This window comes from Vibrio sp. EA2 (assembly GCF_033042495.1).
Taxonomy (GTDB): domain Bacteria; phylum Pseudomonadota; class Gammaproteobacteria; order Enterobacterales; family Vibrionaceae; genus Vibrio.
Genome location: NZ_JAWLID010000004.1, coordinates 191,007 through 214,782, shown reverse-complemented (window position 1 = coordinate 214,782; position 23,776 = coordinate 191,007). Strand labels below are relative to the sequence as shown.

The 23,776-nt window shown below is 45.0% G+C and carries 23 protein-coding genes; 12 read left to right on the top strand and 11 right to left on the bottom strand.

The window, feature by feature from the left end; translation table 11 throughout:
• The 4 genes from tnaC (at position 1) to RXX31_RS11815 (ending at position 3,726) form a co-directional block, all read left to right on the top strand.
• Positions 1–75, top strand: coding sequence for a tryptophanase leader peptide (gene tnaC / locus RXX31_RS24825; protein ID WP_411197981.1), 75 nt, complete (start codon positions 1–3; stop codon positions 73–75).
• A gap of 276 nt (positions 76–351) precedes the next feature.
• Complete coding sequence (tnaA, locus tag RXX31_RS11825) at positions 352–1,812, top strand: tryptophanase (protein ID WP_317589563.1); 1,461 nt, start codon at positions 352–354, stop codon at positions 1,810–1,812.
• 67 nt (positions 1,813–1,879) lie between these two features.
• A complete protein-coding gene (locus RXX31_RS11820; protein WP_317589562.1) occupies positions 1,880–3,094 on the top strand; it encodes an aromatic amino acid transporter in 1,215 nt (404 codons plus the stop codon).
• A gap of 284 nt (positions 3,095–3,378) precedes the next feature.
• A complete protein-coding gene (locus tag RXX31_RS11815) occupies positions 3,379–3,726 on the top strand; it encodes a RidA family protein (protein WP_317589561.1) in 348 nt (115 codons plus the stop codon).
• A 57-nt stretch (positions 3,727–3,783) separates the two neighbouring features.
• Here RXX31_RS11815 and RXX31_RS11810 read toward each other — a convergent pair whose 3' ends face one another.
• A complete protein-coding gene (locus RXX31_RS11810) occupies positions 3,784–4,209 on the bottom strand; it encodes a DoxX family protein (protein ID WP_317589560.1) in 426 nt (141 codons plus the stop codon).
• A gap of 172 nt (positions 4,210–4,381) precedes the next feature.
• Positions 4,382–5,269 carry a LysR family transcriptional regulator gene (locus RXX31_RS11805; protein WP_317589559.1) on the bottom strand — a complete coding sequence of 296 codons (888 nt, stop codon included), beginning with the start codon at positions 5,267–5,269 and terminating at the stop codon, positions 4,382–4,384.
• A gap of 95 nt (positions 5,270–5,364) precedes the next feature.
• On the opposite strand from RXX31_RS11805, the gene RXX31_RS11800 reads away from it, so the two are divergent.
• Positions 5,365–5,679, top strand: a complete 315-nt coding sequence (locus RXX31_RS11800; protein ID WP_317589558.1) for a multidrug efflux SMR transporter — start codon at positions 5,365–5,367, stop codon at positions 5,677–5,679.
• A 70-nt stretch (positions 5,680–5,749) separates the two neighbouring features.
• Here the strand turns inward: RXX31_RS11800 and RXX31_RS11795 are convergent, their stop codons facing one another.
• Positions 5,750–6,583: a LysR family transcriptional regulator gene (locus RXX31_RS11795; protein WP_317589557.1), complete on the bottom strand. Its 834-nt coding sequence runs from the start codon at positions 6,581–6,583 to the stop codon at positions 5,750–5,752.
• Between the two features lie 118 nt (positions 6,584–6,701).
• Here RXX31_RS11795 and RXX31_RS11790 point away from each other — a divergent pair, with 118 nt between their 5' ends.
• The gene (locus RXX31_RS11790) at positions 6,702–7,349 is read left to right on the top strand and encodes a glutathione S-transferase family protein (protein ID WP_317589555.1); all 648 of its coding nucleotides are present in this window, start codon (positions 6,702–6,704) and stop codon (positions 7,347–7,349) included.
• A 65-nt stretch (positions 7,350–7,414) separates the two neighbouring features.
• Here RXX31_RS11790 and RXX31_RS11785 read toward each other — a convergent pair whose 3' ends face one another.
• Both RXX31_RS11785 and RXX31_RS11780 read right to left on the bottom strand, forming a co-directional pair.
• Positions 7,415–8,911 carry a CoA-acylating methylmalonate-semialdehyde dehydrogenase gene (locus RXX31_RS11785; protein ID WP_317589554.1) on the bottom strand — a complete coding sequence of 499 codons (1,497 nt, stop codon included), beginning with the start codon at positions 8,909–8,911 and terminating at the stop codon, positions 7,415–7,417.
• Between the two features lie 25 nt (positions 8,912–8,936).
• On the bottom strand, positions 8,937–10,277 hold the full coding sequence (locus tag RXX31_RS11780; RefSeq protein WP_317589552.1) for an aspartate aminotransferase family protein: 1,341 nt from the start codon (positions 10,275–10,277) through the stop codon (positions 8,937–8,939).
• An 83-nt stretch (positions 10,278–10,360) separates the two neighbouring features.
• Here RXX31_RS11780 and RXX31_RS11775 point away from each other — a divergent pair, with 83 nt between their 5' ends.
• A complete protein-coding gene (locus RXX31_RS11775) occupies positions 10,361–11,275 on the top strand; it encodes a LysR family transcriptional regulator (protein ID WP_317589551.1) in 915 nt (304 codons plus the stop codon).
• Between the two features lie 263 nt (positions 11,276–11,538).
• On the top strand, positions 11,539–12,738 hold the full coding sequence (locus RXX31_RS11770; RefSeq protein WP_317589549.1) for a type III PLP-dependent enzyme: 1,200 nt from the start codon (positions 11,539–11,541) through the stop codon (positions 12,736–12,738).
• Between the two features lie 121 nt (positions 12,739–12,859).
• Here the strand turns inward: RXX31_RS11770 and RXX31_RS11765 are convergent, their stop codons facing one another.
• Positions 12,860–13,747 (bottom strand): LysR substrate-binding domain-containing protein, encoded by an 888-nt coding sequence (locus RXX31_RS11765; protein ID WP_317589548.1) that lies wholly within the window; start codon positions 13,745–13,747, stop codon positions 12,860–12,862.
• Positions 13,748–13,884: 137 nt separating this feature from the next.
• On the opposite strand from RXX31_RS11765, the gene RXX31_RS11760 reads away from it, so the two are divergent.
• Together RXX31_RS11760 and putP are read left to right on the top strand one after the other, a co-directional pair.
• Positions 13,885–14,271 (top strand): ectoine synthase, encoded by a 387-nt coding sequence (locus tag RXX31_RS11760; protein WP_317589546.1) that lies wholly within the window; start codon positions 13,885–13,887, stop codon positions 14,269–14,271.
• A 49-nt stretch (positions 14,272–14,320) separates the two neighbouring features.
• The gene (putP, locus tag RXX31_RS11755) at positions 14,321–15,772 is read left to right on the top strand and encodes a sodium/proline symporter PutP (RefSeq protein WP_317589544.1); all 1,452 of its coding nucleotides are present in this window, start codon (positions 14,321–14,323) and stop codon (positions 15,770–15,772) included.
• A gap of 224 nt (positions 15,773–15,996) precedes the next feature.
• On the opposite strand, the gene RXX31_RS11750 is transcribed toward putP, so the two are convergent.
• From RXX31_RS11750 to RXX31_RS11730, 5 genes are all read right to left on the bottom strand, one after another.
• A complete protein-coding gene (locus RXX31_RS11750) occupies positions 15,997–16,920 on the bottom strand; it encodes an OmpA family protein (protein ID WP_317589542.1) in 924 nt (307 codons plus the stop codon).
• A 631-nt stretch (positions 16,921–17,551) separates the two neighbouring features.
• On the bottom strand, positions 17,552–18,952 hold the full coding sequence (locus RXX31_RS11745; protein WP_317589541.1) for an APC family permease: 1,401 nt from the start codon (positions 18,950–18,952) through the stop codon (positions 17,552–17,554).
• Positions 18,953–19,004: 52 nt separating this feature from the next.
• Complete coding sequence (locus RXX31_RS11740) at positions 19,005–20,297, bottom strand: FAD-binding oxidoreductase (protein ID WP_317589540.1); 1,293 nt, start codon at positions 20,295–20,297, stop codon at positions 19,005–19,007.
• A 93-nt stretch (positions 20,298–20,390) separates the two neighbouring features.
• Positions 20,391–20,810: a RidA family protein gene (locus tag RXX31_RS11735; protein WP_317589539.1), complete on the bottom strand. Its 420-nt coding sequence runs from the start codon at positions 20,808–20,810 to the stop codon at positions 20,391–20,393.
• 35 nt (positions 20,811–20,845) lie between these two features.
• Positions 20,846–21,985: a tyramine oxidase subunit B gene (locus RXX31_RS11730; protein WP_317589538.1), complete on the bottom strand. Its 1,140-nt coding sequence runs from the start codon at positions 21,983–21,985 to the stop codon at positions 20,846–20,848.
• A gap of 253 nt (positions 21,986–22,238) precedes the next feature.
• Here RXX31_RS11730 and RXX31_RS11725 point away from each other — a divergent pair, with 253 nt between their 5' ends.
• Together RXX31_RS11725 and RXX31_RS11720 are read left to right on the top strand one after the other, a co-directional pair.
• Positions 22,239–23,072, top strand: coding sequence for an AraC family transcriptional regulator (locus RXX31_RS11725; protein ID WP_317589537.1), 834 nt, complete (start codon positions 22,239–22,241; stop codon positions 23,070–23,072).
• A 156-nt stretch (positions 23,073–23,228) separates the two neighbouring features.
• Positions 23,229–23,687, top strand: a complete 459-nt coding sequence (locus tag RXX31_RS11720) for an exoribonuclease R (RefSeq protein ID WP_317589536.1) — start codon at positions 23,229–23,231, stop codon at positions 23,685–23,687.
• Positions 23,688–23,776: the final 89 nt, after the last annotated feature.

Genomic DNA, 23,776 nt, shown 5'->3' with positions numbered 1-23,776 from the left:
ATGTTGTGTACAAACCATATCGCTAATTGGATAACCCTCGATTTTAAAATCGCCTTCTTTTTCCCTGCGCAATAACACTTCGTATTGGGCGCACAGCAATGTGCTCTGTACTGCTATTCGTTCAAACCAGCAGTACCACTCGATTAGCCCAAACCAAATATCAAGCATACAGAACGGTAAATCACACACTTATCTTGTTCGATAACTCACCTCTGTTGTCGCTCAATCATAGGTAATGTGTTTGCTGCAGTGCGTTTATTTCTGAATTTAAGATTTGGGAAGGCACTATTTTATTTCAATCCATCTGTATGCCTTAAAAATATTCGAAAATTATCTTTTAGGGAAAATAACATGGAAAACTTTAAACACTTACCTGAGCCGTTTCGTATTCGAGTTATTGAGCCAGTAAAACGCACTACACGTGAATATAGAGAAGAAGCGATTCTAAAAGCGGGTATGAACCCTTTTCTTCTGGATAGCGAAGATGTGTTTATCGACCTTCTTACCGATAGTGGTACAGGTGCTATTACGCAAGAGATGCAAGCCGCAATGCTACGTGGCGATGAAGCATACAGCGGCAGCCGCAGCTACCATGCACTTCAACAAGCCGTTGAGGATATCTTTGGCTACCAATACACCATCCCAACTCACCAAGGGCGTGGTGCAGAGCAAATTTACATTCCGGTACTGATTAAAAAACGCGAGAAAGAGAAAGGATTAGACAGAAGCAAGATGGTTGCGCTGTCGAATTACTTTTTTGACACCACACAAGGCCATACACAATTAAACTGCTGTGTTGCGAAAAACGTTTATACCGAAGAAGCCTTTGATACTTCAATCGAAGCAGACTTTAAAGGTAACTTTGATCTGGAGAAACTAGAACAGGCGATCTTAGAAGTCGGCGCTGCGAATGTGCCTTATATTGTTAGCACCATCACTTGTAACTCCGCCGGTGGCCAGCCAGTATCGCTTGCTAACCTAAAAGCAGTTTATGAGATTGGTCAGAAATACGATATCCCAGTCATCATGGACTCGGCGCGTTTCGCAGAGAATGCTTACTTCATTCAACAACGCGAACCTGGCTATGCTGACTGGTCAATCGAAGCCATCACCAAAGAGAGCTACAAATACGCAGATGGTCTGGCAATGTCAGCTAAGAAAGATGCCATGGTACAAATGGGCGGTTTGCTTTGTTTTAAAGATGATTCGTTAATGGATGTATACACGGAGTGCCGCACGTTGTGTGTCGTTCAGGAGGGCTTCCCAACCTATGGTGGACTTGAGGGTGGCGCTATGGAGCGTCTTGCCGTAGGCCTTTACGATGGTATGCGTCAGGACTGGCTGGCGTACCGAATCGGTCAGGTTCAGTACCTGGTTGATAAGCTGGAAGCGATTGGCATTGTTTGTCAGCAAGCGGGTGGACATGCTGCCTTCGTTGACGCAAGCAAACTCCTGCCACACATTCCTGCAGAGCAATTCCCGGCACATGCACTGGCGTGTGAGCTTTATAAAGTCGCTGGTATTCGCGCAGTAGAAATTGGCTCTCTTCTATTAGGCCGTGATCCTGCTACGGGCAAACAGCACCCATGTCCGGCTGAGCTACTTCGTCTCACCATTCCTCGCGCTACTTATACACAAACGCATATGGATTTCATTGTCGAAGCTTTCCAGGCGGTAAAAGAAAATGCAGCCAATGTAAAAGGCCTGGACTTTACTTATGAGCCAGAAGTTTTACGTCACTTCACCGCGCGTCTAAAAGAGGTTGAGGCAGAGACTCAATCTCAATCCATCACGACAGCAGAAACAGTATAAAAACTAAAAATTTAAGCGCAGCGTGGACGGTTGCGCTTTTTATTTATTTTGATAAAGGAATAGCATCATGAATAAAACCCCATCTTTAGTTGGTGGCTCCTGTATTATTGCCAGTGTCTGTGTTGGTGCAGGTATGCTTGGCCTGCCAAGCGCCAGTGCGGGCGCCTGGACCGTGTGGTCCATCCTCGCCATTTTATTAACCATGGTCGTGATGACAATATCGGGATGGATGTTGTTGGAAGCGTTTAAAGAGTACGATTTAAAAGTTTCTTTTAATACCGTAACCAAAGAGCTACTAGGTAAAAAAGTTAACTTTATTAATAACCTAACCGTATATTTTGTCGGCGGTATTTTACTTTATGCCTATATTACGTCTTCTGGGTTAATTATTCAGAACTTGCTTGATATCGATAGCAAAAGCGCTTCGGTTATTTTCGTGGCCGTATTTTCTGCTTTCGTATGGCACTCGACCAGAGCAGTAGACAGAATCTCAGTTCTGTTGATTCTGTTCATGATACTTAGCTTCGTATTTGGTGTCTCGGGACTGGCAGCCAATATAGACACCTCTATTCTGCTAGACACCATCAGTCAGGAATCACAGTACGCCCCTTATGCAATGGCCATTTTACCTGTGGCTCTGACTTCATTTGGTTACCACCACTCCGTGGCTTCTATGCGCGCCTATTACGGTGAAGAAAACAAAGCTAAAAATGCAATTTTGGGCGGTACGGTCATCGCTTCTGTTCTGTATTTATTATGGCTGACTAGCATCTTCGGTAATTTGCCTCGCGTTGATTTTGGCCCGGTGATTGAACAAGGTGGTAACGTAGATGTACTGCTAAGTGCACTTGGCTCTGTGATTGAATCAGAAAAAGTAAGCCAGGCAATTAACAGCTTTTCAATGGCAGCGATTCTTTCTTCTTTTATTGGTGTTGGTTTAGGCGTGTTTGATTTCCTTGCCGACCTGTTTAAATTTGAAGATAACCGCACTGGCCGCGCAAAAACGTGGGCCGTGACTTTTGTCCCACCTCTGGTTTTATCTTTGCTGTTTCCATTTGGATTTGTTAGCGCCATTGGCTATGCCGGAGCCGCTGCAACCGTATGGACCTGCATCATTCCGGCACTGTTAGTGAGAAAATCGCGCAAAGCATCCAGCACTAAAGAAGGGTTTAGAGCTCCTGGTGGGCAAGTAATGCTAACGGGAGTGCTCGTTTTTGGCGTAGTGACTGCTGCTTTCCACTTTATGACGATGGTGGGAATGCTACCTACGTACACGGGGTAGAGTTCCTCATGCTCGGCACGACAATCACAGTATACTTACAGGAACGTCCGTAAAATCATAAGAAAAGTCCGAAATGATTGACCAACAAGAAACGATCACTGTTAGAAAAGACTGATTTTGTTAATATTCGTTTTGAGTCGACGCTGACGACGACACCAACCTGAATAAACTGCCACGTGATGGCTCAGAGCCATTCACGTGAGCAAGACTCATTAAGTCACAATGTTAGGTTGGTGTATCATAACTATCACTAAATCTTAAAAAAATCAGTCAAAAGGAAAACAATGACAATTGAAAGAATAGAATCCACAGAGCGTATGAGCCGTATTGTTAAGCACAACGGTACCATTTATCTTTGTGGCCAGACAGCCGGTGATGCGGCGTGGGATATTACCGAGCAAACAGAGCGCTGCCTCGCTAAGATTGATGCCTTACTTGAAACCGCGGGCAGCCATCGCGACAAACTCCTATCCGTGACTATCTACCTTCGCGACATGAAAGACTTCGCAGAGATGAACAAAGTGTGGGACGCCTGGGTTGCCAACGGAGAAAAACCTGCACGTGCATGTGTTGAAGCTCGTATGGCAAGAGATGTTATTTTAGTTGAAATGTCGGTCGTTGCAGCTCAATAGATAAAATAACGCCGGACATTTGCCCGGCGTTTTTTGAGAAGAATTCAGAGTAAATCTTTACTGTGCGTCTGGCTTTAATGCGTATTTTCCCGAACCAAGAAACATAATCGCAATGGAAGCAAACAAATAAACACCTATGCCTTCAACCGCCCAAGCACCAAATTTATTTAAGGAGAACAAATCCCCCATATTTAAAAGGTAGATAACCATTAAGCAAGTGCCAGCAACAACAACTGAAGCCAAGCGAGTATATAAGCCAATAATCATCAAGATGGGCGCTACCACTTCTCCTAAATACACCCCATATGCGACAAAAGCCGGCAAACCGTGATCGACCAACAAGCCTTGTATAAAGTCGGTACCGCCAATAACTTTATGGATGCCGTGCAACAAAAATAGGAATGCAAAACTGACACGCAACACCAATTTACCCACGTCGGGTTTCGCCAAAAGTCTATCGATAAAATTTAATAGTTCACCCATAACCACTGCCTTTTCTTAGTCTAATAATACTCACTATAGAGGTCAGCAGAGGTAATTATCAGCGTAAAACATTAACTAACTCCATCAATTTTTCCGAACAACATCATTGACATAAATCAATCTGACTATAAGGAGATTACGATATAAGGAAAAGTCTGTGGCGTCTCAGCATTTAGGTTGTAGGAGTGAATATTTGTTTGAGCTCGTCAAATAACCACTGAAATACCGGTCCGTTCATCCTGCCCTTTTTAAATACCAAATCGACAGGTGCATTCCACGGCTTATGGTCAAACGCGACTTTAATCTTGTGTAGTTCACCCGACTCGATTAAATCATTCACTAAAAAAGAGGGCAAATAGGCCCAGCCTACCTGCTGCTTGACTAACTCCAGCGCACTGTAATGACTGGAGCTCCACCAGACTTTGGGCGCGATGCTGATCAATGCTTGAGACTCGACTTTGGATTTACCCCTAATCGCAAGTTGGCGGTACGGAGCAAGATCGGATTGCAACTCGACATCAATATCAGCCAACGGGTAATTAGGATGACAAACAGGAAGGTAATCAATGCTTCCCACATAACAAAAGTCGACTTGCTTTAACTGTTCAAACTCGGTGAACATCACTCCGATATCGACATCACCATTTGCCACTTCAGTGGAGATATCGCCAGACGCCAAGCTCAGTACATCGATCTGAATCGTCGGAAACTCTCTATCTAGACGCTTAAACAAACCAGCAAACTTTGGATTATACACGCCATCATCGATAGCTATCGTTAACTGACTTTCTTCCATTTTTTCAATAGATTGAGCGATTTTTTCAAACTCATCGGCCTGGGCTAACAGGTTTTTCGCACTGCGTATCAACCGCTCCCCCGCTGGGGTAAGCTTAGGGCTTCTGGCAGAACGATCAAACAATTCGATGCCCAAATCAATCTCTAGGGTACTGATACCATGGCTAACCGCAGATTGCACCTTACCCATTTTTCTTGCACAAGCAGAAAAGGATCCTAGCTCCGCAGAGAGTACCAACATCCTAACTTGTTCCAAACTCAACATATGAAAAAAAATCGATAGTTATTAACTTTTATCCATCATAATAATCGATACCATAGCCTGCAAATGTTTTTCCTTTATCTAATTAGGTGGAAATTATGAGCTGGTTATATTTAGTTTTAGCTGGTCTTACGGAAATTGGATGGCCGGTTGGATTGAAAGTTGCTCAGTCTGGGCACAAGGTGTTAGGGATAACAATGGCAGTGGTCTTCATGGCGATCAGCGGCGCGTTGCTGTTTGCGGCACAACGTGCGATCCCTATGGGCACCGCATACGCAGTTTGGACAGGCATTGGCGCAGCGGGGACATTTCTTGTCGGCGTTTATTTCTACGGAGACCCGACCTCCATGATTCGCTACATCGGCATTATGTTGATCTTGTCTGGTGTGGTGATGCTGAAACTTGGCCATTAATTTAATACTAGCATTAACGCAGCCCTTATCGTGCCTGCGTTAATGTTTAGATCCCCCCACTAAAAGTCCTTTACTCCATCACAGAGAAGTCTGCTGTTTTCAAGTCGAAAGCGCTGAGCAGAGGGTGCGGAGTGACTCCGGTTACTAACACAATATCGACGGCCGGTAACGGAGGCATATCGGTGAGAATCTTGAGATCATTCGAGACACTTAAGCGCCCCATCGCACCTATGGCCAACCCCTCCCGAACAATCGCTCTTTGAGCAGATGCGGTATTGCAACAGGCTAACAGTTGGTAAGAGATGCCTCTTTTGGTTAATCCATCTATCGCCGCCGCATGGTATTTACAGTCAGGCTGGAAAAGCGCAAGCGGGAGAGGCTTGGAGCGATCAACGTCGTAGTCCTGACTAACGATCCACACGCCCTTATCGTGGGCAAGCCAATGCCCTTCTTCACTTTCTGCGGAACGCGTCAGTATCGCGGCGTCAATTTTACCTTCATCCAGCCACTCCCTTAGTGTAACACTGGGTTGGCTGAACACTTGAATAGAACATGTTGGTTCAGCCTTTTTTAGAATTGCGATGACTTTTGGCAGAATAGTGTCGTTGTAGTCTTCCGGGCAACCTAACCTGAGAGGTTGCTTATCCTGATAACGACTCACCTGTTTGACGGCGTTATTATGCAAAGCGACTAATTGCTCAGCATGGGCTCGTAGCGTAAGTCCGGCCTCACTGAGCACCAGATTACGTCCTTCTTTCACAAACAGACGAATCTTCAGTTCGTCTTCGAGCTTACGCATCTGAGCGCTAAACGCAGACTGGGTTCGGTTAATTTGCTTCGCGGCTCGGGTAAAACTGCCCGTTTCTGCAAATGCCAGAAGGCTTCTTAAAGCATCAATATCCATACTAAGCTTATCTATCGGTTTTATTAATATGTTCCATCAAAACTATCCGTTAGTTTTCGATAAAACAATCTATTACCGTAAATGTTCTTAAACATGGCTCAAAAACAAGGAAGTACGGATGAAACTGTATATCGGCAACCAAAACTACTCAAGCTGGTCTCTCAGAGCATGGCTTATCTTCATGCAATACGACATCGACGTTGAGATCGAGAAAATCAAACTGTTTACGGACGAATTTTACAACACACTGGAGGACATTACACCGACCGCCAAGGTACCAACTTTAGTTTGTAGTGATGTTACCGTGTGGGACTCGCTGGCGATTCTCGAGTACGTAAACGAAGCTTTCTTAGACGGTAAGGCGTGGCCACAATCTCTTACTGAGCGAGCCAAAGCAAGAGCTATATCAGCTGAAATGCATTCAGGATTTATGGCACTACGTAACGAGATGCCAATGAACTGTCGCGCTAAGAGGTCGGTAGCTTTGAGCAAAGACGCGCTTAAAGACATCGAGCGTATTGACCAAATCTGGTCACTGCAAATGGAACAATACCCGGATGGTTGGCTATTTGGAGAATGGTCGATTGCAGATGCGATGTATGCACCTGTGGTACTGCGCACGCTTACTTACGGCATCAAGCTATCAGAAAAGGCAACCCAATATCAGCAGAAAGTCTTGAATAGCGACACCATGCAGCGTTGGCTAACGGAAGCCAGCCTTGAAACGGACATCGTCGAAGAAGATGAAGCGGGTGAGCCGATCTAGCCTGCTTATCACCTATCCCCCAACTAAAAAGCCAGGGGATAGGTAGTTAACGAAGATAATTAGCGCTAGTTGTTACTTGGAAAAGCAAATTGCGCCGCTTCGTTGGTTTGTGGCTTTGGCCATTTCTGAGTAATGGATTTACGGCGAGTGTAGAAGCGCACGCCGTCAGGGCCATACGCATGGAGATCGCCAAACAACGAACGTTTCCAGCCACCAAAGCTATGGTAAGCCACCGGGACAGGAAGCGGTACATTGACACCAACCATGCCAGCTTCCACTTCGTCGCAGAATATCTCAGCCGTTTCACCATCGCGTGTAAAGATGCAAGTCCCGTTACCAAACTCGTGTTCATTAATGAGCTGAATGCCCTCTTCAAGAGAGTTCACGCGCACAACACACAACACAGGGCCAAAGATTTCGTCGGTGTAAATCTTCATTTCTGGTGTCACTTTGTCGAACAAGCTGCCACCGATAAAGTAGCCAGCAGAGAAATCAGGAACCGAAAGCCCACGACCATCCACAACTAATTCAGCACCAGCCTCAACACCGCTTTCAATATAACCGGAAATCTTCTCTAAATGCTCTTTCGCAATCACTGGTCCCATGTCCACCGAGTTCTGAGTAAAGGCTCCGACTCGCAATTCTTGGATAAGCGGGGTCAATTCTTTCACCAAGTTATCTGCGACTTCATCACCCACACACACCGCAACTGAAATCGCCATACAGCGTTCACCACAAGAGCCAAATGCCGCACCCATCAGTGAATTGATGGTGCTCGAAACTTCGGCGTCCGGCATGATGATCGCATGGTTTTTCGCGCCACCAAGTGCCTGTACTCGTTTACCGCGCTTAGTGCCTTCCGAATAAATATATTCCGCGACAGGCGTCGAACCCACGAAGCTCATCGCTTTCACTTCCGGAGCTTCGATCAACGCGTCAACAACCTCTTTGCCGCCATTTACCACGCTTAATACGCCATTTGGCAACCCTGCCTTATGCAATAACTCAACAATAAATAACGTTGAAGCCGGTACCTTCTCTGACGGCTTGAGGATAAAACAGTTACCGCAAACAACCGCAAGTGGATACATCCAAAGCGGCACCATTGCAGGGAAGTTAAATGGTGTAATACCAGCGACGATGCCGACAGGTTTGTGATCACTCCATGCATTAATGCCCGGCCCGGTTCCTCGGGTGTATTCGCCTTTTAATAACTCTGGTGCACCACAAGCGTATTCCACATTCTCGATACCACGCTGCAGTTCGCCGAGAGAATCTTCTATCGTTTTACCATGCTCTTCACTGATCAAACGCGCAATCTGATCTTGATTCGCTTCCAAAAGATCCTTGAACGCAAACATGATACGCGCTCGTTTTAGCGGAGGCGTTTTACTCCAGGCTGGATAGGCACGTTTCGCTGATTCTATTGCCTGATTCACGGTTTCAGACGTACCCATTTCTACTTGGCGAATCGGCTCACCTGTCGCCGGGTTGTAGACATCAATCGTCGAACCTGAGTGTGAGAACTTGTCTCCGTCAATAAAGTGAGAAATAACTTCCATGATCTGACTTCCTTCCTTAATTTTTTTAATTTAGTTGATTCAATGTCTCGTAAACCGCGTCGAATAAGCGCTCTAGATCTTCAGCTTTGGCATTAAAATTTGGACCGAATTGAATCGTGTCGCCACCAGAACGTACATAGAATCCTTTTTCCCACAGGTCTAATGTACATTCGAGCGGCCTAATCGTTGGATCATTGTCTCTCGGTGCGATCTGAATCGCTCCGGCTAAGCCGCAATTTCTGATGTCGAGAACGTGGTTTGCACCTTTTATCGCATGCAGTTTATTTTCAAAAATCGGTGCCAGCTCGCTCGACTGTTGGATTAACGCGTCTTTTTCCAACAGGTCTAATGTTGCCAACCCTGCGGCACACGCGACGGGATGAGCGGAATAAGTATAGCCGTGAGCAAACTCGATCATATGAGGAGGTAAATCCTGCTCCATAAATGCCTGATAGATTTCATGAGACGTAATCACTGCGCCCATTGGGATTGCACCATTGGTAAGCTGCTTCGCGGTGTTTATAATATCTGGCGTCACGCCAAAATACTCAGCACCAGTCCAGCATCCCATACGCCCATAGGCAGTAATCACTTCATCAAAGATCAGCAGGATGTCATGCTGATCACAGATTTCGCGCAGACGCTGTAGGTACCCTTTCGGCGGCACAATCACGCCCGCAGAGCCCGACATTGGTTCTACAATAATTGCGGCAATATTGGATGCATCATGAAGCTCAATGAGTTTCAAAAACTCATTCGCAAGTTCCACTCCACCTGTTTCCGCACAGCCTTTTGTGAAAGCTAATTCAGGCTGTAAAGTGTGAGGAATATGGTCGGCATCAAACAGCTGACCGAATGTCTTTCTATTGCCGCCAATGCCACCCAGACTGGTGCCGCCAACGTTAACGCCATGGTAGCCACGGGCGCGACCAATCAGCTTAGTTTTCGACGCTTTGCCTTTGACACGCCAGTAAGCTCTTGCCAATTTGAGTGATGTGTCCGCACATTCCGAGCCCGATCCGGTAAACAGCACATGATCGAGCCCTTCTGGCATCTTCTCGACGATTTTATCTGCCAGTTTAAAGGAGAGCTCGTGACCAAATTGAAACGCAGGTGAGTAATCCAGGGTACCTAGCTGCTCAGCGACCGCTTTTTGAATCTCCTGACGACCGTGGCCAGCACCACATGTCCAAAGCCCAGAAAGCGAGTCGTAAATATCACGACCATTAGCATCTTTCAGCCATGAGCCTTGAGCTTGAGTGATGATGCGTGGGTTTTGGTGAAAACTGCGGTTGGAAGTAAATGCCATCCAATGAGCAGAAAGATCTGTATCGATTCCGTCTTGTGCAAATTTATAGTTACTCATCGCTATACCATCCTTGTAGTGACTAGACTTATTTTTAGCACATGAGTATGTTAAGTAGATTATAAATTTACTTTACGTTAGTTATGAAAAAGCTCAACAATAAAAACCGAAGCATCATTAATCAGATCACCGACTTTGATATCAAGCTGATCCGCCTGTTTAAAACCGTTGTCGAGTGCGGAAGTTATACCGCCGCTGAACCTATTCTTGGCATTACCAAGTCGGCAATATCGTTACAAATGAGCGACCTTGAGAAACGTTTGAATATGAAGCTTTGTCATCGAGGACGAGGCGGAATCACACTGACCGATGAAGGCGAAGCGGTCCTAGAATCTGCCCACATTCTGCTGGCTTCAATTGAGCAATTTCGCAATGACGTCAACCAAATCAATAACGAGCTGCGTGGCGAGCTCAATATCGCGCTAGTCAATAATTTAGTTACTCAGCCACACATGAAAATAACCCGCGCGCTAAAACACATCCGCAAGATGAGCGAAAAAATCAATATCAACATCACAATGTCGACACCAGCGGATATAGAAAAAGGCCTGATCGACGGACGATTTCATGTCGGCGCGTTCCCTACCAATAACCAGAGTAGCAACTTCAACTACCGAACACTGTATAACGAAAGTTACTTTCTTTACTGCAGCAATGAGCACCCATTTTTTATGGACAGCGATCAGGATATAGAACGCCTTAAACAGACCAATTCGGTCATCACAAGGCATAGAATGTCTCCAGAAGTCACCGACCTATATCAAAAGCTCAGATGTTCAGCAACGGCGTCCGATCATGAAGGTATCGCGTTCCTCATACTGACAGGGACTTACATCGGATTTTTGCCCCAGCACTACGCCGATTACTGGAGCAATAGCGGTAAAATGCGTGCGCTGTTTCCCGATGTTTTCCATTTCAGCTCAGATATTTCATTAGTGACCAAAAGCGGGTTAAAACACAACCAAATACTAGATAAATTCTTAGAAATCATAGAGTAAACATTAATTAATAAATGTTATCCTGACGATAAAAAACTTGTTCTTTATTTGCTGTATTTTTTATTGCGCGTGAAAACTTATGACCTTAATATCGCGCTGCTTCTTGATGATAGCCAATCCGAGTACATCACAGCAGTTTTGTGGCAAGGCGATAGAGCAACTATCCAAGAGTTTCTTTGACGGCGGTAACCCCGCTCTTATTGACGCTCCACTTTTCATCACAATGCCCATGAAAAGTGTCTACTTAACTTTGGAGGTTTGCGATGGCTCATTCTGCGTCTGTACTAGGTTTTCAATCTTTTTCTTCTCCGGCTTTACCAGCGGAGACGGTCGATCTTATTCAAACATCTGTTGAACAATTTGGCGCGCCATTGTTAATGCTCGACTGCGATATGATTCGTAAAAATTACAGAGCACTAAGCCAAGCATTACCGAATGTCACTCTACACTTTGCATTGAAGCCATTGCCTCATCCAACGGTGGTTAAAACCCTATTGGAAGAAGGCGCAAGTTTTGATTTGGCGACATCAGGTGAAGTTGACCTGGTAAAACAGCAAGGTGTCCCTGCTGATCGCACGATCCATACTCACCCTATCAAGCGTGACCGTGATATTCGTGATGCGTTAGCGTATGGCTGCAATGTGTTTGTTGTTGATAACCTGAACGAGCTTGAAAAGTTCAAAGCATACAGCCACAAAGTAGAACTACTTGTGCGTTTGAGCTTCCGTAACTCAGATGTGTTTGCCGACTTGTCGAAAAAATTCGGTTGTACGCCAGAACAGGCACTCAACATCATCGAAACAGCGAAAAAGTGGAATATTCGTATTAAGGGACTGTCGTTCCATGTTGGTTCACAAACGATGAACCCACAGAAATACGTTGATGCAATCCGTACTTGTAAGCAAGTGATGGACGAAGTTGTGGCTCGCGGTTTACCTGCATTGAGCACACTGGATATTGGTGGTGGCTTCCCGGTTTCTTACTCAGAAAAAGTGATGCCAATTGATGAATTCTGCGTACCGATTAACGAAGCGTTAAACGAGTTACCAGAAACAGTACAGGTCATTGCAGAACCAGGTCGCTTTATTGTTGCAGAGTCAGTAACCAGCGTGGCATCAGTGATGGGTCAGGCAGAGCGTGACGGCCAAATGTGGTACTACCTGGATGATGGTATCTACGGCTCATTCAGCGGTTTGATGTTTGATGACGCGCAATACCCGTTGGTAACGTTGAAGCACGAAGGCGAGTACTTACCAAGTGTGTTGTCTGGCCCAACTTGCGACAGCATTGATGTGATCGCAGAAAACGTAATGCTACCAAAACTAGAAAACGGCGACTTGATCATTGGCCGTATGATGGGCGCTTACACCAGCGCTACAGCAACGGATTTTAACTTCTTCAAACGTGCAGAGACCGTTGTTATCAACGAATTTGAAGAAGACAGCCAACGTATGTTTGGTTAAAAACAAATAGAGATAGAACACAAAAGCTCCCAACTCTGGGAGCTTTTTTATTTGGTAAAACAAAAAATTAAGCCTCATCCACGAGCAACATCTAAACGATCCGATATCACGCTAACGCATATTACTTACACACATCGACAAACCACTCGACAAAAGACATCACGTCTTTGGATGCATCTTTCCTTTTGCAGATGTTGTAAAACTTATCGGTATTACTTGCGACATCAAACAGTGTGACCAAGTCGCCTCTTTTGATTTCCTCGCGGAAAGCATCAATAGGGCAAAGTGCGATACCATGGCCTGCGATAGCGGAAATCACGAGTAAGTTAAAATCGGCATAGGTGTTGCCTGGAAGCCCCCCCTCCACATCGACTCCAGCCAATTTGAACCACTCTGTCCAACCTTCTTTGTTTTCATCGTGAATGACCTCGGAACGGAGTAAGTCTTTTGGTTCATCAAACGGGCCATTCTCTTCTAAAAACTTAGGACTGCAAACTGCGTAGGTGTTCCTTGAGATGAATGGAATTTCAATCACATCATCCGATTCCTGTTCGATGTAGGTGATGAGTACGTCATAGGTACTTCCCGCCAGTTGATCCCGCATATCCACATACAAAACCTGCACTTCAACGTCTGGGTAGAGCTTGGTAAAACTTTTCAGGTTTGGAACCAGCCACCGAGTAGCAATCGAAGGAATACACCCGACGACTAACGAACTTTTCCTGCCTCTGACTTTAAAATCCGTCGCAATATCCGCGAGCTCATCAAAAACACGCCCGGTTCTATGCTTTAGCTCATGTCCGGTTTGGGTCAGCGTAACGCTCCTGCCTTTTTTCTTGAATAATTCAACTCCAAACCACTCTTCGAGATTTGATATCTGATGGCTGATAGCCGTACTCGTGACATGTAACTCCTCGGCAGCTTTAGAAAAATTCTCATACTTTGCTGCACAATTAAATGCTTTTAGAGCATTAAGAGGAGGTACTAAAAACCCTTTATTTTCACTCATAAATAGTCAACTTTTTCTCATCATTCAATCTAGATTTCATCATTTGTTTACAAAAAACTCAAGTGATAGCATTGTTTTCGTAATAAAAACCAGCCAAAGCCAACAGGATTGGTGAATTAATTTCATAAGGAAAACACATGTTTGTAAGAAGTTTAAAAGACGTAGCTACGAGTGATTACTTTGTTGATTGGGGTAACGGTACGAGCCACCGACTGCTTACTGAGCAAGATGGTATGGGCTTTACGGTTTGCCACACCGTTGTTGCACAAGGTTCAGAGTCAATCCTTGAATACAAAAACCATCTAGAAGCATGTTACTGCATTGCTGGCGATGGCGAAGTTGAAGACATGGAAGGCAATGTCTACAAAATCTCTCAAGGCGATATTTATGTTTTGGATAAGCATGATAAGCACTACCTGCGAGCTTCAGAGAAAAATGACATGGTTCTAGTCTCTGTGTTTAACCCACCACTAAAAGGCACAGAAAGACACAACCTTTCTGGAGATGGCTCATCAAGCTACTAATCTCAGCGCCCCTTAAATAACAAACAACTACATTCAGGGAGGAATGTCTATGGGTTATCTATATACAGCCTTCATTCTCTACTTACTGGGAATGCTGGCTATTGGGTACTACTTCTACAGAAAAACGAATACGGTATCCGATTACATATTAGGTTCTCGTAATCTACCACCAAGTGTTGCGGCATTAAGTTCAGGGGCTTCTGATCTGAGTGGTTGGGCGTTGATGGGTTTACCGGGGGCGCTTTATGCCGGCGGCCTCGGCTCCGTATGGATTATTGTATTTACCCTGATGGGTGTTTACCTCAACTGGAAGCTAATCGCACCTAGGCTGCGTTTAGAGACGGAAAAACTAAACGACGCTCAGACGATTCCAGAATATTTACACAACCGTTTTAAAGACAATACCAATGTTCTGCAACTTACGTCCTCGCTCGTCACTTTGCTATTTTTTACCCTTTACGTAGCAGCTGGACTCAGTGGCGGAGCGGTTCTCTTTGAAAGTACATTCGGCTTAAGTTACGAATCGGCCCTAATTATTGGCTCGATTGTTATCGTCTCTTACACCTTTATGGGTGGTTATCTTGCGGTATGCTGGACGGACTTTTTCCAAGGGTTAATGATGGCGTTATCGCTGTTCATTACCGCTTTAAGCCTATATTTCCTGTTTAGTGCTCCGGAACAAGGCGTCAGTTTTAGCCAGATAATGAGTGAGATTTCGCTGGAAAGCTTAAAACCATCTAATGGCTGGTTCTTGGGTCTTTTATCTCTCAGTGGTTGGTGTATTGGTTATTTAGGACAACCTCACGTACTCGTCCGCTTTATGAGTGTACGTAGCGTAGAAGACGTGAAAGTTTCTCGCCGAATTGCCATGATCTGGTCAACCATAACCATGATGTCTGCAGTCGTTATTGGTGTGCTCGGGTCATACTATTTTGAGCCAAAGCTTGATAATGCAGAAACGGTATTTATCGCATTAGCTCAGGCATTCTACCACCCATTAGTTGCTGGGCTGATTATTGCCGGTGTACTTGCTGCAATCATGAGTACAATAGATTCGCAGTTGTTAGTATGTTCAACCACAATCTCTGAAGACCTATACAAAACCTATCTGCGTAAAAATGCATCTGACAAAGAGGTGTTACTGGTTGCACGCCTTGGTGTCATTGCTGTCGCACTAATTGGCCTTGCGCTGGCATTCAACAAAGCGGATCAAACACTATTAAGCATGGTTGCCTTCGCCTGGGGTGGATTTGGTGCAGCCTTTGGTCCTGTCATCTTACTGAGCTTGTTCTGGCCAGCAATGACCAAAGCGGCCGCTATCTTTGGAATGATAACAGGTGCAGCAATTGCATTAGTTTGGGAAATTTTGGACGGAGGTATTTTTGATATCTTTGGTGTCGTGCCAGGCTTCCTAATGTCCACAATAGTGATTGTTGTATCAACCTTGCTGTCAGCCAAAAACGACGGTAAAGAAAGCGAGACATCATTGCAATTTAAGTAAAGTAATCAGGCTGCTCTTGAGTCTCTAGAAAACTACCTTCAGACGAAGGTGGTTTTTTATTGCTGGAAGACTCTGACGACACAGTAAATCAAGTTACAAAACTCCCAGCACAAAAGGGCATCAACCGTTCCCAAAAAGGCGAATTACTCTTTCCTGTATAACAAAGAGGTGAGCACTATGACTCACCTCTTGAATTCTGACTTTTGGAGAAAGTAATATTTACATTAGTTCAATGTGATCTGAACAGAACGCTCAAGTTGTGCGTTACTACCATTCGTTAAAGGCTGTTGATCTGCAACACCAGATGTGTGGATGCGTTCAGCGTCAATACCTTGATCGATCATGTATTGTGCAACATGCTCTGCACGCTGCGTTGAAACACGTTCATTAGTAGCAGCAGAACCAGTCGCATCCGTACGGCCTACGATTTCAGCAGTCAACTCAGAGTTGCTACGCATTGTCGTGATCACTTCATCAAGGTTGTAACGACCGTAGTCATTTACATCAACCTGACCCACTTGGTAAGGCAGTGTGTAAGTAGAACGAGAAGTTTGCGTCACTTCTTTTACGACTTCTACTGGCACTTCAACTTGCTCTTCCACGACTAGAGGCGTTTCAGGTTGGCCGAATTTGTACGTCATGCCCCAGTACACTTGGCTTAGGTCAAGGTCATGGCCATTTTTCGCTTCAAGATTGTTGTAGTAGTCGTAACCGATTTTTGTCGTTACAGCATTAGTCAGTTGGTATTCAAGACCCACACCTGCAGTACCGCTAAAGCTGTCAGTTTTCAGTTCGCTACCATCCGCAAAGATGTAGGTTGCACCAAGCTTACCGAACATCGACAAGTTGTCAGTGAAGTACAGGTTTCCTTTCATACCTAAAGTGCCAAGGTGCAGTTCTGCATCGCTTAGGTTATGCATGTAATCGTAGCTGCCGTATAGACCAAAATGCTTGCCGAAATCGTAACCCATTTCAAGTTTAGGGCTCAGTACTTCGCTTTCTCCAGCATCAGTATCAGATAGACCCATACCAGCTGCTGCACCCAGCCAAAATCCAGATTTATCGATATTTTGATCTAAGTCCGCTGCATTTGCTGCCGAAATACCACCAGCCACAATAATTGCTAGCGTTGCTACTTTTAGTTTCATATATTTTCTGCCTTTTTTCAATTATTCGATATAAAATTAAAATCGATAATTATCGAAATAAAAATAATCAATTAACTGAGTCAATAATGTGTAATTTAATTAAAACAAGGAACAACTAGTAATAAGAATGAAATTACATGTTATATGAATGCAGGTTTTTAATTAACAACTCAAATTTATCTCTGTCATAAATGACATTTATAGAATCCGGTCACATTATATTTACTAATTCATTTCAAAATCATTAATTCACGAGATGCATAAAACCATACCATTTCGCTCAAAAATCAAACTAAATTAACAAATTACCTCTCTATAGAAAGAGAACGCCTCATTTTTGAAATTATATTTTCCATAACTGTAACTACATGAGTTTCAGATAGTTCTTACATAAACCATAAATCAGAGGTTATTATTTAATCATTAGAAGGAGATTTTGGTGATAAATTTAAAAGCTAATTGAGTTTATTCTTCCTAAAATTCTTAGCTAGCAGGGAGATTTTAAATATTCCGTATATACGAATATAGGGATTTAAAAATTCTCCAATAAAAAGGGCGTATTATTTACGCCCTATGTGTAGTCCCTTTAATAGTGGCAGTAAAAACTAGCCAGTTATATTGCTTGGCTTCACTAGGTCATATCTGGTTCAAACAATTTGCGTTTCATGTAAAACTTCACCCAAACAGCACTTATCGCTATCACTAAAGCCAAAATGCCTCCAGTAATGGTGTAAACCAGCGATGTCATCTCCGGTGAAGGTGAGTTATTCAGCGCGACATAACCCATCCCGATAATCCCTAAGATCTGCGGCAGTGGGTAAAAAGGCGTTTTGTACGGACGCTTGTGTTCCGGCATACGTTTACGCAATACGATGACATTGATATGAGCCACCATGTAAGCCAGTAACCAGCTTGTGGTTGCCGCAATCACCAACACAATCAGTGAATCGATATCGAGAAACAAGAACGGAATAGAGGTACAACCAACCATCACCACGATGCCTACCCAAGGCACATCAAAGCGATTCAGCGCTTTAAACTGTGGAAATACCTGATCTTGCATCGCCATTCCGTGCAGCATTCTTGGGATAGAGGCCAAAATAGTATTCACGGTACTACAGGTTGCAGCTAGCGCCATCACCGTTGCAATCACTAAACCAGCTTGCCCGAAGACAGCATTGATGTAATCAAGATATGGGATTGGTGAGCCCACTAACGTATCCACGTTGAGATAAAGGCTGGCTCCGTAGGCAAAAGCGAGAAATATTAGGAAGATCAACAACAATGAAAGGTGCATAGAACGGGGGATATTTTTAACAGGATTTTTCACCTCTTTGATCATCGGGCAAATAAACTCGACGCCGACCATCAGCCACATTGCTAACGCAACTAAACCAATAAAGCTGCCATCAATCACACCACCAAAGCTCCAATCTACGGTTGTGCCTGATAACTCAGGGTGTGGCTCACTTAATCCGGTAATCGCGCACAATCCGACAAGGATAAGCGCGGCGACCAAAATAAACGCCAGCAGGTTCTGAACTCGGGCAAAAACATCCGCGCCCACCATGTTTGTCACACTGAGCAAAACAAGGATACCTAAAGGCACCACTTTTTCAGGCAGTACACCCGGTAATAGCTCACTCAGCATGGCATCGACCAAGAACAGCTCCACGGGTAGCGCCAAAACAGAAACAACTACATACCCGGCGAACACAGCAACAATGGCCGGGAAATGTCCCATCGCCTTCTGCGTGTAGGTGGCGAGAGAACCCTCCTGGGGAAACATCAGAGATAATTCTGCAAAACTCATTGCATTAAACTGGGCCAAAACAAAAGCGGTAAACATCGCTGCAATGAAAGCCATTCCTCCAAGACCAATGCCCTGAGTCGCCGAAATCATCGCCCCCTGAACAATAACTAGACCAATACAGATCGCCATCATGGTCATGAGGCCAATTTTTAACTTTTGATTCTTAGTCGCTGATCCTTCAGCTATATGAATGCTGTTACTTCTGACTAATTCGTTCATAACCCTATTCCTTAGATTACTTAAATCAAAATACTCATTTAGCTTGGTAAAGCTACAATCGCGCAAACCGGTATGGCTCGGGATTAATAAGTGGTGTCGTGCCACTAATCAGATCGGCTGCGAGCATCCCTGCAGCAGGCCCTGTGCCAAACCCATGACCGGAAAATCCAGTAGCAATAGTCAATCCAGGTATGGCATCCAGCCTGTCGATAACGGGCTTGGAATCTGGCGTGATATCAATCAGCCCGCCCCACTCTTCAGCAATTTCAGCTTGCTCAAAATCAGGCCACGCTTTGCGCAGGTTTTTCAGTGCTTCTTGGTTTAAACCAGAGTTATGATCCGGGTTCATTACGCGAATCTGTTCGAACATGGAAGATTTGTTGCGTGACCAGCGTTTTGAAGCTTTAAGATCCTCAATGAAATGTCGCCCGACCGAAATTCTCAGTGCATCACGTTGCTGTTTCAGCTGCCCTAAATAACGGTGTCCAATCAGGAAGTGATCAAGCGTCAGGCGTGCTTCTATCGCACCGCGCTGCATGATGACAAAGCCGCCATCCAAGTGTTTACGAAATGAGAAATCAGGACCTGCAACGGCGATATCCGTTGGCCCATCCATCGGCTTAGAACGCATAACGGAGCAAATCAAAGGCAACGAAGGCAAAGATACACCGTGGTGACTCAAGAAAGCTTTAGACCATGCCCCGCCAGCTAGCAGTACTTGCTCACAACGAATCTCACCCTTTTCAGTCACCACGCCGCTGATTTTTCCTCCTGACAAAGACAAATTACGCACCGCGCAGTTCTGGATAATCACCGCACCTTTATCAATAGCGGCTTTTGCCATCGCACTGGTTGCGATGGATGGTTCAGCTCTGCCATCTGACGCGGTATAGATTCCGCCGAGCCATTTACCTTCACCACCAGGCACCATGGATTTGATTTCGTCAGCGGTTAGCAACTTAGAGTCAAGAGAAAGAGGTTTAACGGATTCAAGCCACGACTCATAAGCACCCATCTGCTTTTCGTTATCAGCCAGGAACATGATGCCACTTTGCTTGTAATCCACATCACGGTTGATTCTTTCTGACATGCCCGCCCATAACTGGTCAGAAGCGAGTGCCAAAGGAACATCTTCCGCATGACGATTGGTTTTACGTATCCAACCCAAATTGCGTGAAGATTGCTCCGCGCCAACGAAGCCTTTTTCAATCACAACAACTGGAATGTTTCTCTCAGCTAATGTCAGTGCCGCATTAATACCAACAATGCCGCCACCAATAATCACGACGCTTGTCGATGTTGGTAGCTCGTTTGGTGTCTCTACAAATTCGAGTGTTTTTATCATGTCTACATCCCTTTAATAACCTAAGCTGGGGACACTCAAAACTCAGTGCGTTTCTTGTTCCAGCTCAGGTTAAAATGATAAGAATCTGCCTTGTTAGCCGATAATGCGATGTTCGGTATCGCTCTTAGAAGCACCTCGGTAAGCCGTCACTTCCAACTCAACTTTGTAAATACTTGAGCCCAGAGGAGGACACGTGACCGTGGTCGTAGGATCGATTTCTTTAAACTTGCTGCCGATGTGTTCCATCACAGCGCCGACGTCGTCTGGATTTTGAATGAACACTTTTGACGTCACGACATCGCCCAAGCTCGCGTCTACAGCCGCAAGAGCCCGCTCAATATTGAGAAACACTTGATCAGTTTGCTCGAACACATCGTCTGGCATTGCGTTGGTTTCCGGGTTTCTTCCCGCAGTGTTGGAGACGAATATCCAGTTATCGACAGTCACGACACGTGAGTAACTCGCAATCTCTTCGAATCGGGAGCCAGTTTTTACCTTGATTATTTTTGCCATCTCTACATTTCCTTTGTTCTGTTATGCCACTCGATTTAGCTAAGTACTGGCTCATCCCATAAATTCAGCGAAACACCAATGCCTTTCTCAACAGCGTTGCGGTAAATTTTGGTTGCCCAAGCCACATCTTCGACTGGCATGCCACCCACTGACATCACGATGATTTCTTCGTCGTTTTTACGCCCCGGAGTAACACCTGCGACAATCTCACCCAGATCTTCTAGTTCACTTGCAGACATTTTTTCAGCGTCGATCATATCCATAAAGCGCATTCCAACCAGAGGGATGATGTTGTGAGTCGGCTTGGGTACCTCTTCAAACCACGCCTCATACAGCCCTTTGTTATCCATTACTTTGCGAATATCAGACTTTTCCATCCCTTCATCGAGACGACAGCTGGCTGGCATCGCAAGAAATGCCCCCGGTTTTACCCACTCGCGTTTCACTTCTGGATAAGTAGACGGATCACCGGTCTCACCTGAGTTGCAGTAAGTCACCAGATCGGAGTCTCGAACCGCTTCTTCAACGGTATCGACAATCTGTACATTGGTGATTTGCGGGTAAGAAGCGGCGAGCCAAGTCATAAAGCTGTCCAGGCTCTTTGTGCCACGGCCTTTAATTTTGATGGTGTCAACTTGCGGGCAGGCAGCGATGAACGCAGCGACAGTGGTTTTGCCCATTACACCCGGGCCAAGTAAGCCAATCACCTTGGCATCTTTTCTCGCAAGATGGCGCGCGCCCACACCCGGTACTGCACCGGTTCGATACGCTGATAGCAGGTTTGCTGACATGTACGCCAGTGGAGCACTGGTCTCAATATCATTCAGGATAAACATCAGAATCGATCGAGGAAGACCTTTCTCTCGGTTGGCGATGTTCGAGCCATACCACTTCACACCACACGTCTGGTAATCACCGCCCAGATAAGCAGGCATCGCCATCAAACGCCTGTCTGCCGTTGGTTTTGGCATCATAGGGAAAGGCGATTCATCAGGGAATGTTACCATTGCGCCGTGCGAGTCATTGTTCGCACCTGCCATTCGGTAGTCACCTTTATGGAGTAATGCAAACATCTCCTCCATGGTATCGACACACGCAGGCATATCCGTTACGCCTGCTTTAATCATGTCCTGCTCTGAAAGGTATATAAAATCAATTTTTGTGCTGTCTGACATAACGCCACCTATATCCGTATAGTTTGTTATTTAATGCTTCATGCATACCTAATCAATGCGCTCCGGAAGTCCGTGATTTAAGTGCCGGCCACTTCCGTACTGAGCCATTACTTTCGATACTATTAGGCAATTTTTCCGGCGTATTGAATTTTTGCGACATTGGGAAACACGGGGCTTCTCGTACAAATATGGCACCTTACTTGCTCTACTTGCTTACTTTGGCGGCTTATCGCTGATCAGTGAGGAAAAGTGAATGGTGGCTTCATCAATGATGTTCAATATTTCGGGAATTCACTCAAAACAGCCTTGGTTTGTCTTGAGCTCAGAGCAGTTTCTTACCCGGCTGTCCTCCGACAACCCCGAAGTATCACACTTCTACAGTTTTAAAGCTGGGAGTTCGGAAGCCCCGACGACTGCGATTCCGGATGGCTGTATTGATATCGTCTTTGATTGTGATGCCGATACATCCGGCGCTTTGGCCTACGGCACAAGGTTAGAGGCATCATCGGTCAAGTTTGAACGTGGCCACCGCTATTTCGGTGTAAGGTTTAACCCAGGTGTAATGCCAGACTTTTTACATGCTTCAGCAGGTGAACTCACCAATAAAGAATATTGTTTACAAGACGTTATGCCACACTCTGCACAACTCATTGATTACGTTTTAGAAGCAAAAGATTTTTCGAAACAAGTAGAGGCTGTAAGCCAGTTTCTCAACAGTAACATCCAGCGAAACTCGGCTAACGTAACACGACAGATCGTAGCCAAAATTTGTCAGCATAAAGGGAACATTCAAGTTCAGGAATTAGAGCGGTTTTCGGGATACACCAGTAGAACTTTGCAGCGAATGTTCAAGAATGATATCGGCTTGTCACCGAAAGGATTTAGCCGCGCAATTCGTTGCCAATCAGCCGTTTACGATATCAATCACAGCAACAACCTCACGTTTTCTAACCTAGCAACAGATTTAGGTTTCAGCGACCAACCCCACTTCCTGCGAGAGTTTAAGAAGTTGGTGAATGTTACCCCACTCGAGTATCAAAACAGAGTAAAAGAAAAGACTTACCTAGAGCGAATTCATTGCTACTAAAAGCACTTTAATGGTGCGCTTTGCTCTAAATTTGTACACTTCTGCGTGTTTTTCTCACAATAAAAGTCACTCGTAAACGAAAATAAACAGTGGTAATCGAAATCTCAGCACTTAGAATGCACCAACAGAAACTGATGACCAAACTAGAGAAATTTTATGCTTCGTGATTACACCTTCGATTGCCTTGTAACCATGCCTCGTCATGAGCTGGAAGAGTTTAGTGCTCGCATGATCAGCAAAATGGTGCCAGAAGACGTGATGAATGAGCTGTTTACTTTTGATCAAGAAGAAGTGGATAGTGAAGACCGCATGTTGTCTGCCCGCCTTGATGCGATGCTGCGTATGACGGCTATTGCGCTGAGTGAAGTTCAACAAGCTTTTGATGACTCAGAAAATGCGAAGCAAAACAGCGAGAGAATGACGCGGCTGATCCTATGGCATTTCTATGCTATCTCATTTCGTTTGGAAGAAGCCATCACTTTGGAAACGCATTGTGAGCAAGTAGAAAAACTGCTTGAAAACACCCCGACGGATGTCTTTGTATGGGTTAAAACACTGACAGATCTTCTGCATACTTATGCTGAGCTCAATGCGAAGCAAACCCCGCAAGACTAAGTTCGTTTTACTCTATTCAGGTTAATTGGAACAAAGTAGATCAACGATTCACCTTCTTCCATCGCTATTCTAAGTCACTGCCAGTTTAA

Excerpts from the sequence above, each read along its gene's own strand:
- tnaA (WP_317589563.1), top strand. The coding sequence starts at position 352 with ATGGAAAACTTTAAACACTTACCTGAGCCGTTTCGTATTCGAGTTATT.
- RXX31_RS11820 (WP_317589562.1), top strand. The coding sequence starts at position 1,880 with ATGAATAAAACCCCATCTTTAGTTGGTGGCTCCTGTATTATTGCCAGT.
- RXX31_RS11815 (WP_317589561.1), top strand. The coding sequence starts at position 3,379 with ATGACAATTGAAAGAATAGAATCCACAGAGCGTATGAGCCGTATTGTT.
- RXX31_RS11810 (WP_317589560.1), bottom strand. The coding sequence starts at position 4,209 with ATGGGTGAACTATTAAATTTTATCGATAGACTTTTGGCGAAACCCGAC.
- RXX31_RS11805 (WP_317589559.1), bottom strand. The coding sequence starts at position 5,269 with ATGTTGAGTTTGGAACAAGTTAGGATGTTGGTACTCTCTGCGGAGCTA.
- RXX31_RS11800 (WP_317589558.1), top strand. The coding sequence starts at position 5,365 with ATGAGCTGGTTATATTTAGTTTTAGCTGGTCTTACGGAAATTGGATGG.
- RXX31_RS11795 (WP_317589557.1), bottom strand. The coding sequence starts at position 6,583 with ATGGATATTGATGCTTTAAGAAGCCTTCTGGCATTTGCAGAAACGGGC.
- RXX31_RS11790 (WP_317589555.1), top strand. The coding sequence starts at position 6,702 with ATGAAACTGTATATCGGCAACCAAAACTACTCAAGCTGGTCTCTCAGA.
- RXX31_RS11785 (WP_317589554.1), bottom strand. The coding sequence starts at position 8,911 with ATGGAAGTTATTTCTCACTTTATTGACGGAGACAAGTTCTCACACTCA.
- RXX31_RS11780 (WP_317589552.1), bottom strand. The coding sequence starts at position 10,277 with ATGAGTAACTATAAATTTGCACAAGACGGAATCGATACAGATCTTTCT.
- RXX31_RS11775 (WP_317589551.1), top strand. The coding sequence starts at position 10,361 with ATGAAAAAGCTCAACAATAAAAACCGAAGCATCATTAATCAGATCACC.
- RXX31_RS11770 (WP_317589549.1), top strand. The coding sequence starts at position 11,539 with ATGGCTCATTCTGCGTCTGTACTAGGTTTTCAATCTTTTTCTTCTCCG.
- RXX31_RS11765 (WP_317589548.1), bottom strand. The coding sequence starts at position 13,747 with ATGAGTGAAAATAAAGGGTTTTTAGTACCTCCTCTTAATGCTCTAAAA.
- RXX31_RS11760 (WP_317589546.1), top strand. The coding sequence starts at position 13,885 with ATGTTTGTAAGAAGTTTAAAAGACGTAGCTACGAGTGATTACTTTGTT.
- putP (WP_317589544.1), top strand. The coding sequence starts at position 14,321 with ATGGGTTATCTATATACAGCCTTCATTCTCTACTTACTGGGAATGCTG.
- RXX31_RS11750 (WP_317589542.1), bottom strand. The coding sequence starts at position 16,920 with ATGAAACTAAAAGTAGCAACGCTAGCAATTATTGTGGCTGGTGGTATT.
- RXX31_RS11745 (WP_317589541.1), bottom strand. The coding sequence starts at position 18,952 with ATGAACGAATTAGTCAGAAGTAACAGCATTCATATAGCTGAAGGATCA.
- RXX31_RS11740 (WP_317589540.1), bottom strand. The coding sequence starts at position 20,297 with ATGATAAAAACACTCGAATTTGTAGAGACACCAAACGAGCTACCAACA.
- RXX31_RS11735 (WP_317589539.1), bottom strand. The coding sequence starts at position 20,810 with ATGGCAAAAATAATCAAGGTAAAAACTGGCTCCCGATTCGAAGAGATT.
- RXX31_RS11730 (WP_317589538.1), bottom strand. The coding sequence starts at position 21,985 with ATGTCAGACAGCACAAAAATTGATTTTATATACCTTTCAGAGCAGGAC.
- RXX31_RS11725 (WP_317589537.1), top strand. The coding sequence starts at position 22,239 with ATGGTGGCTTCATCAATGATGTTCAATATTTCGGGAATTCACTCAAAA.
- RXX31_RS11720 (WP_317589536.1), top strand. The coding sequence starts at position 23,229 with ATGCTTCGTGATTACACCTTCGATTGCCTTGTAACCATGCCTCGTCAT.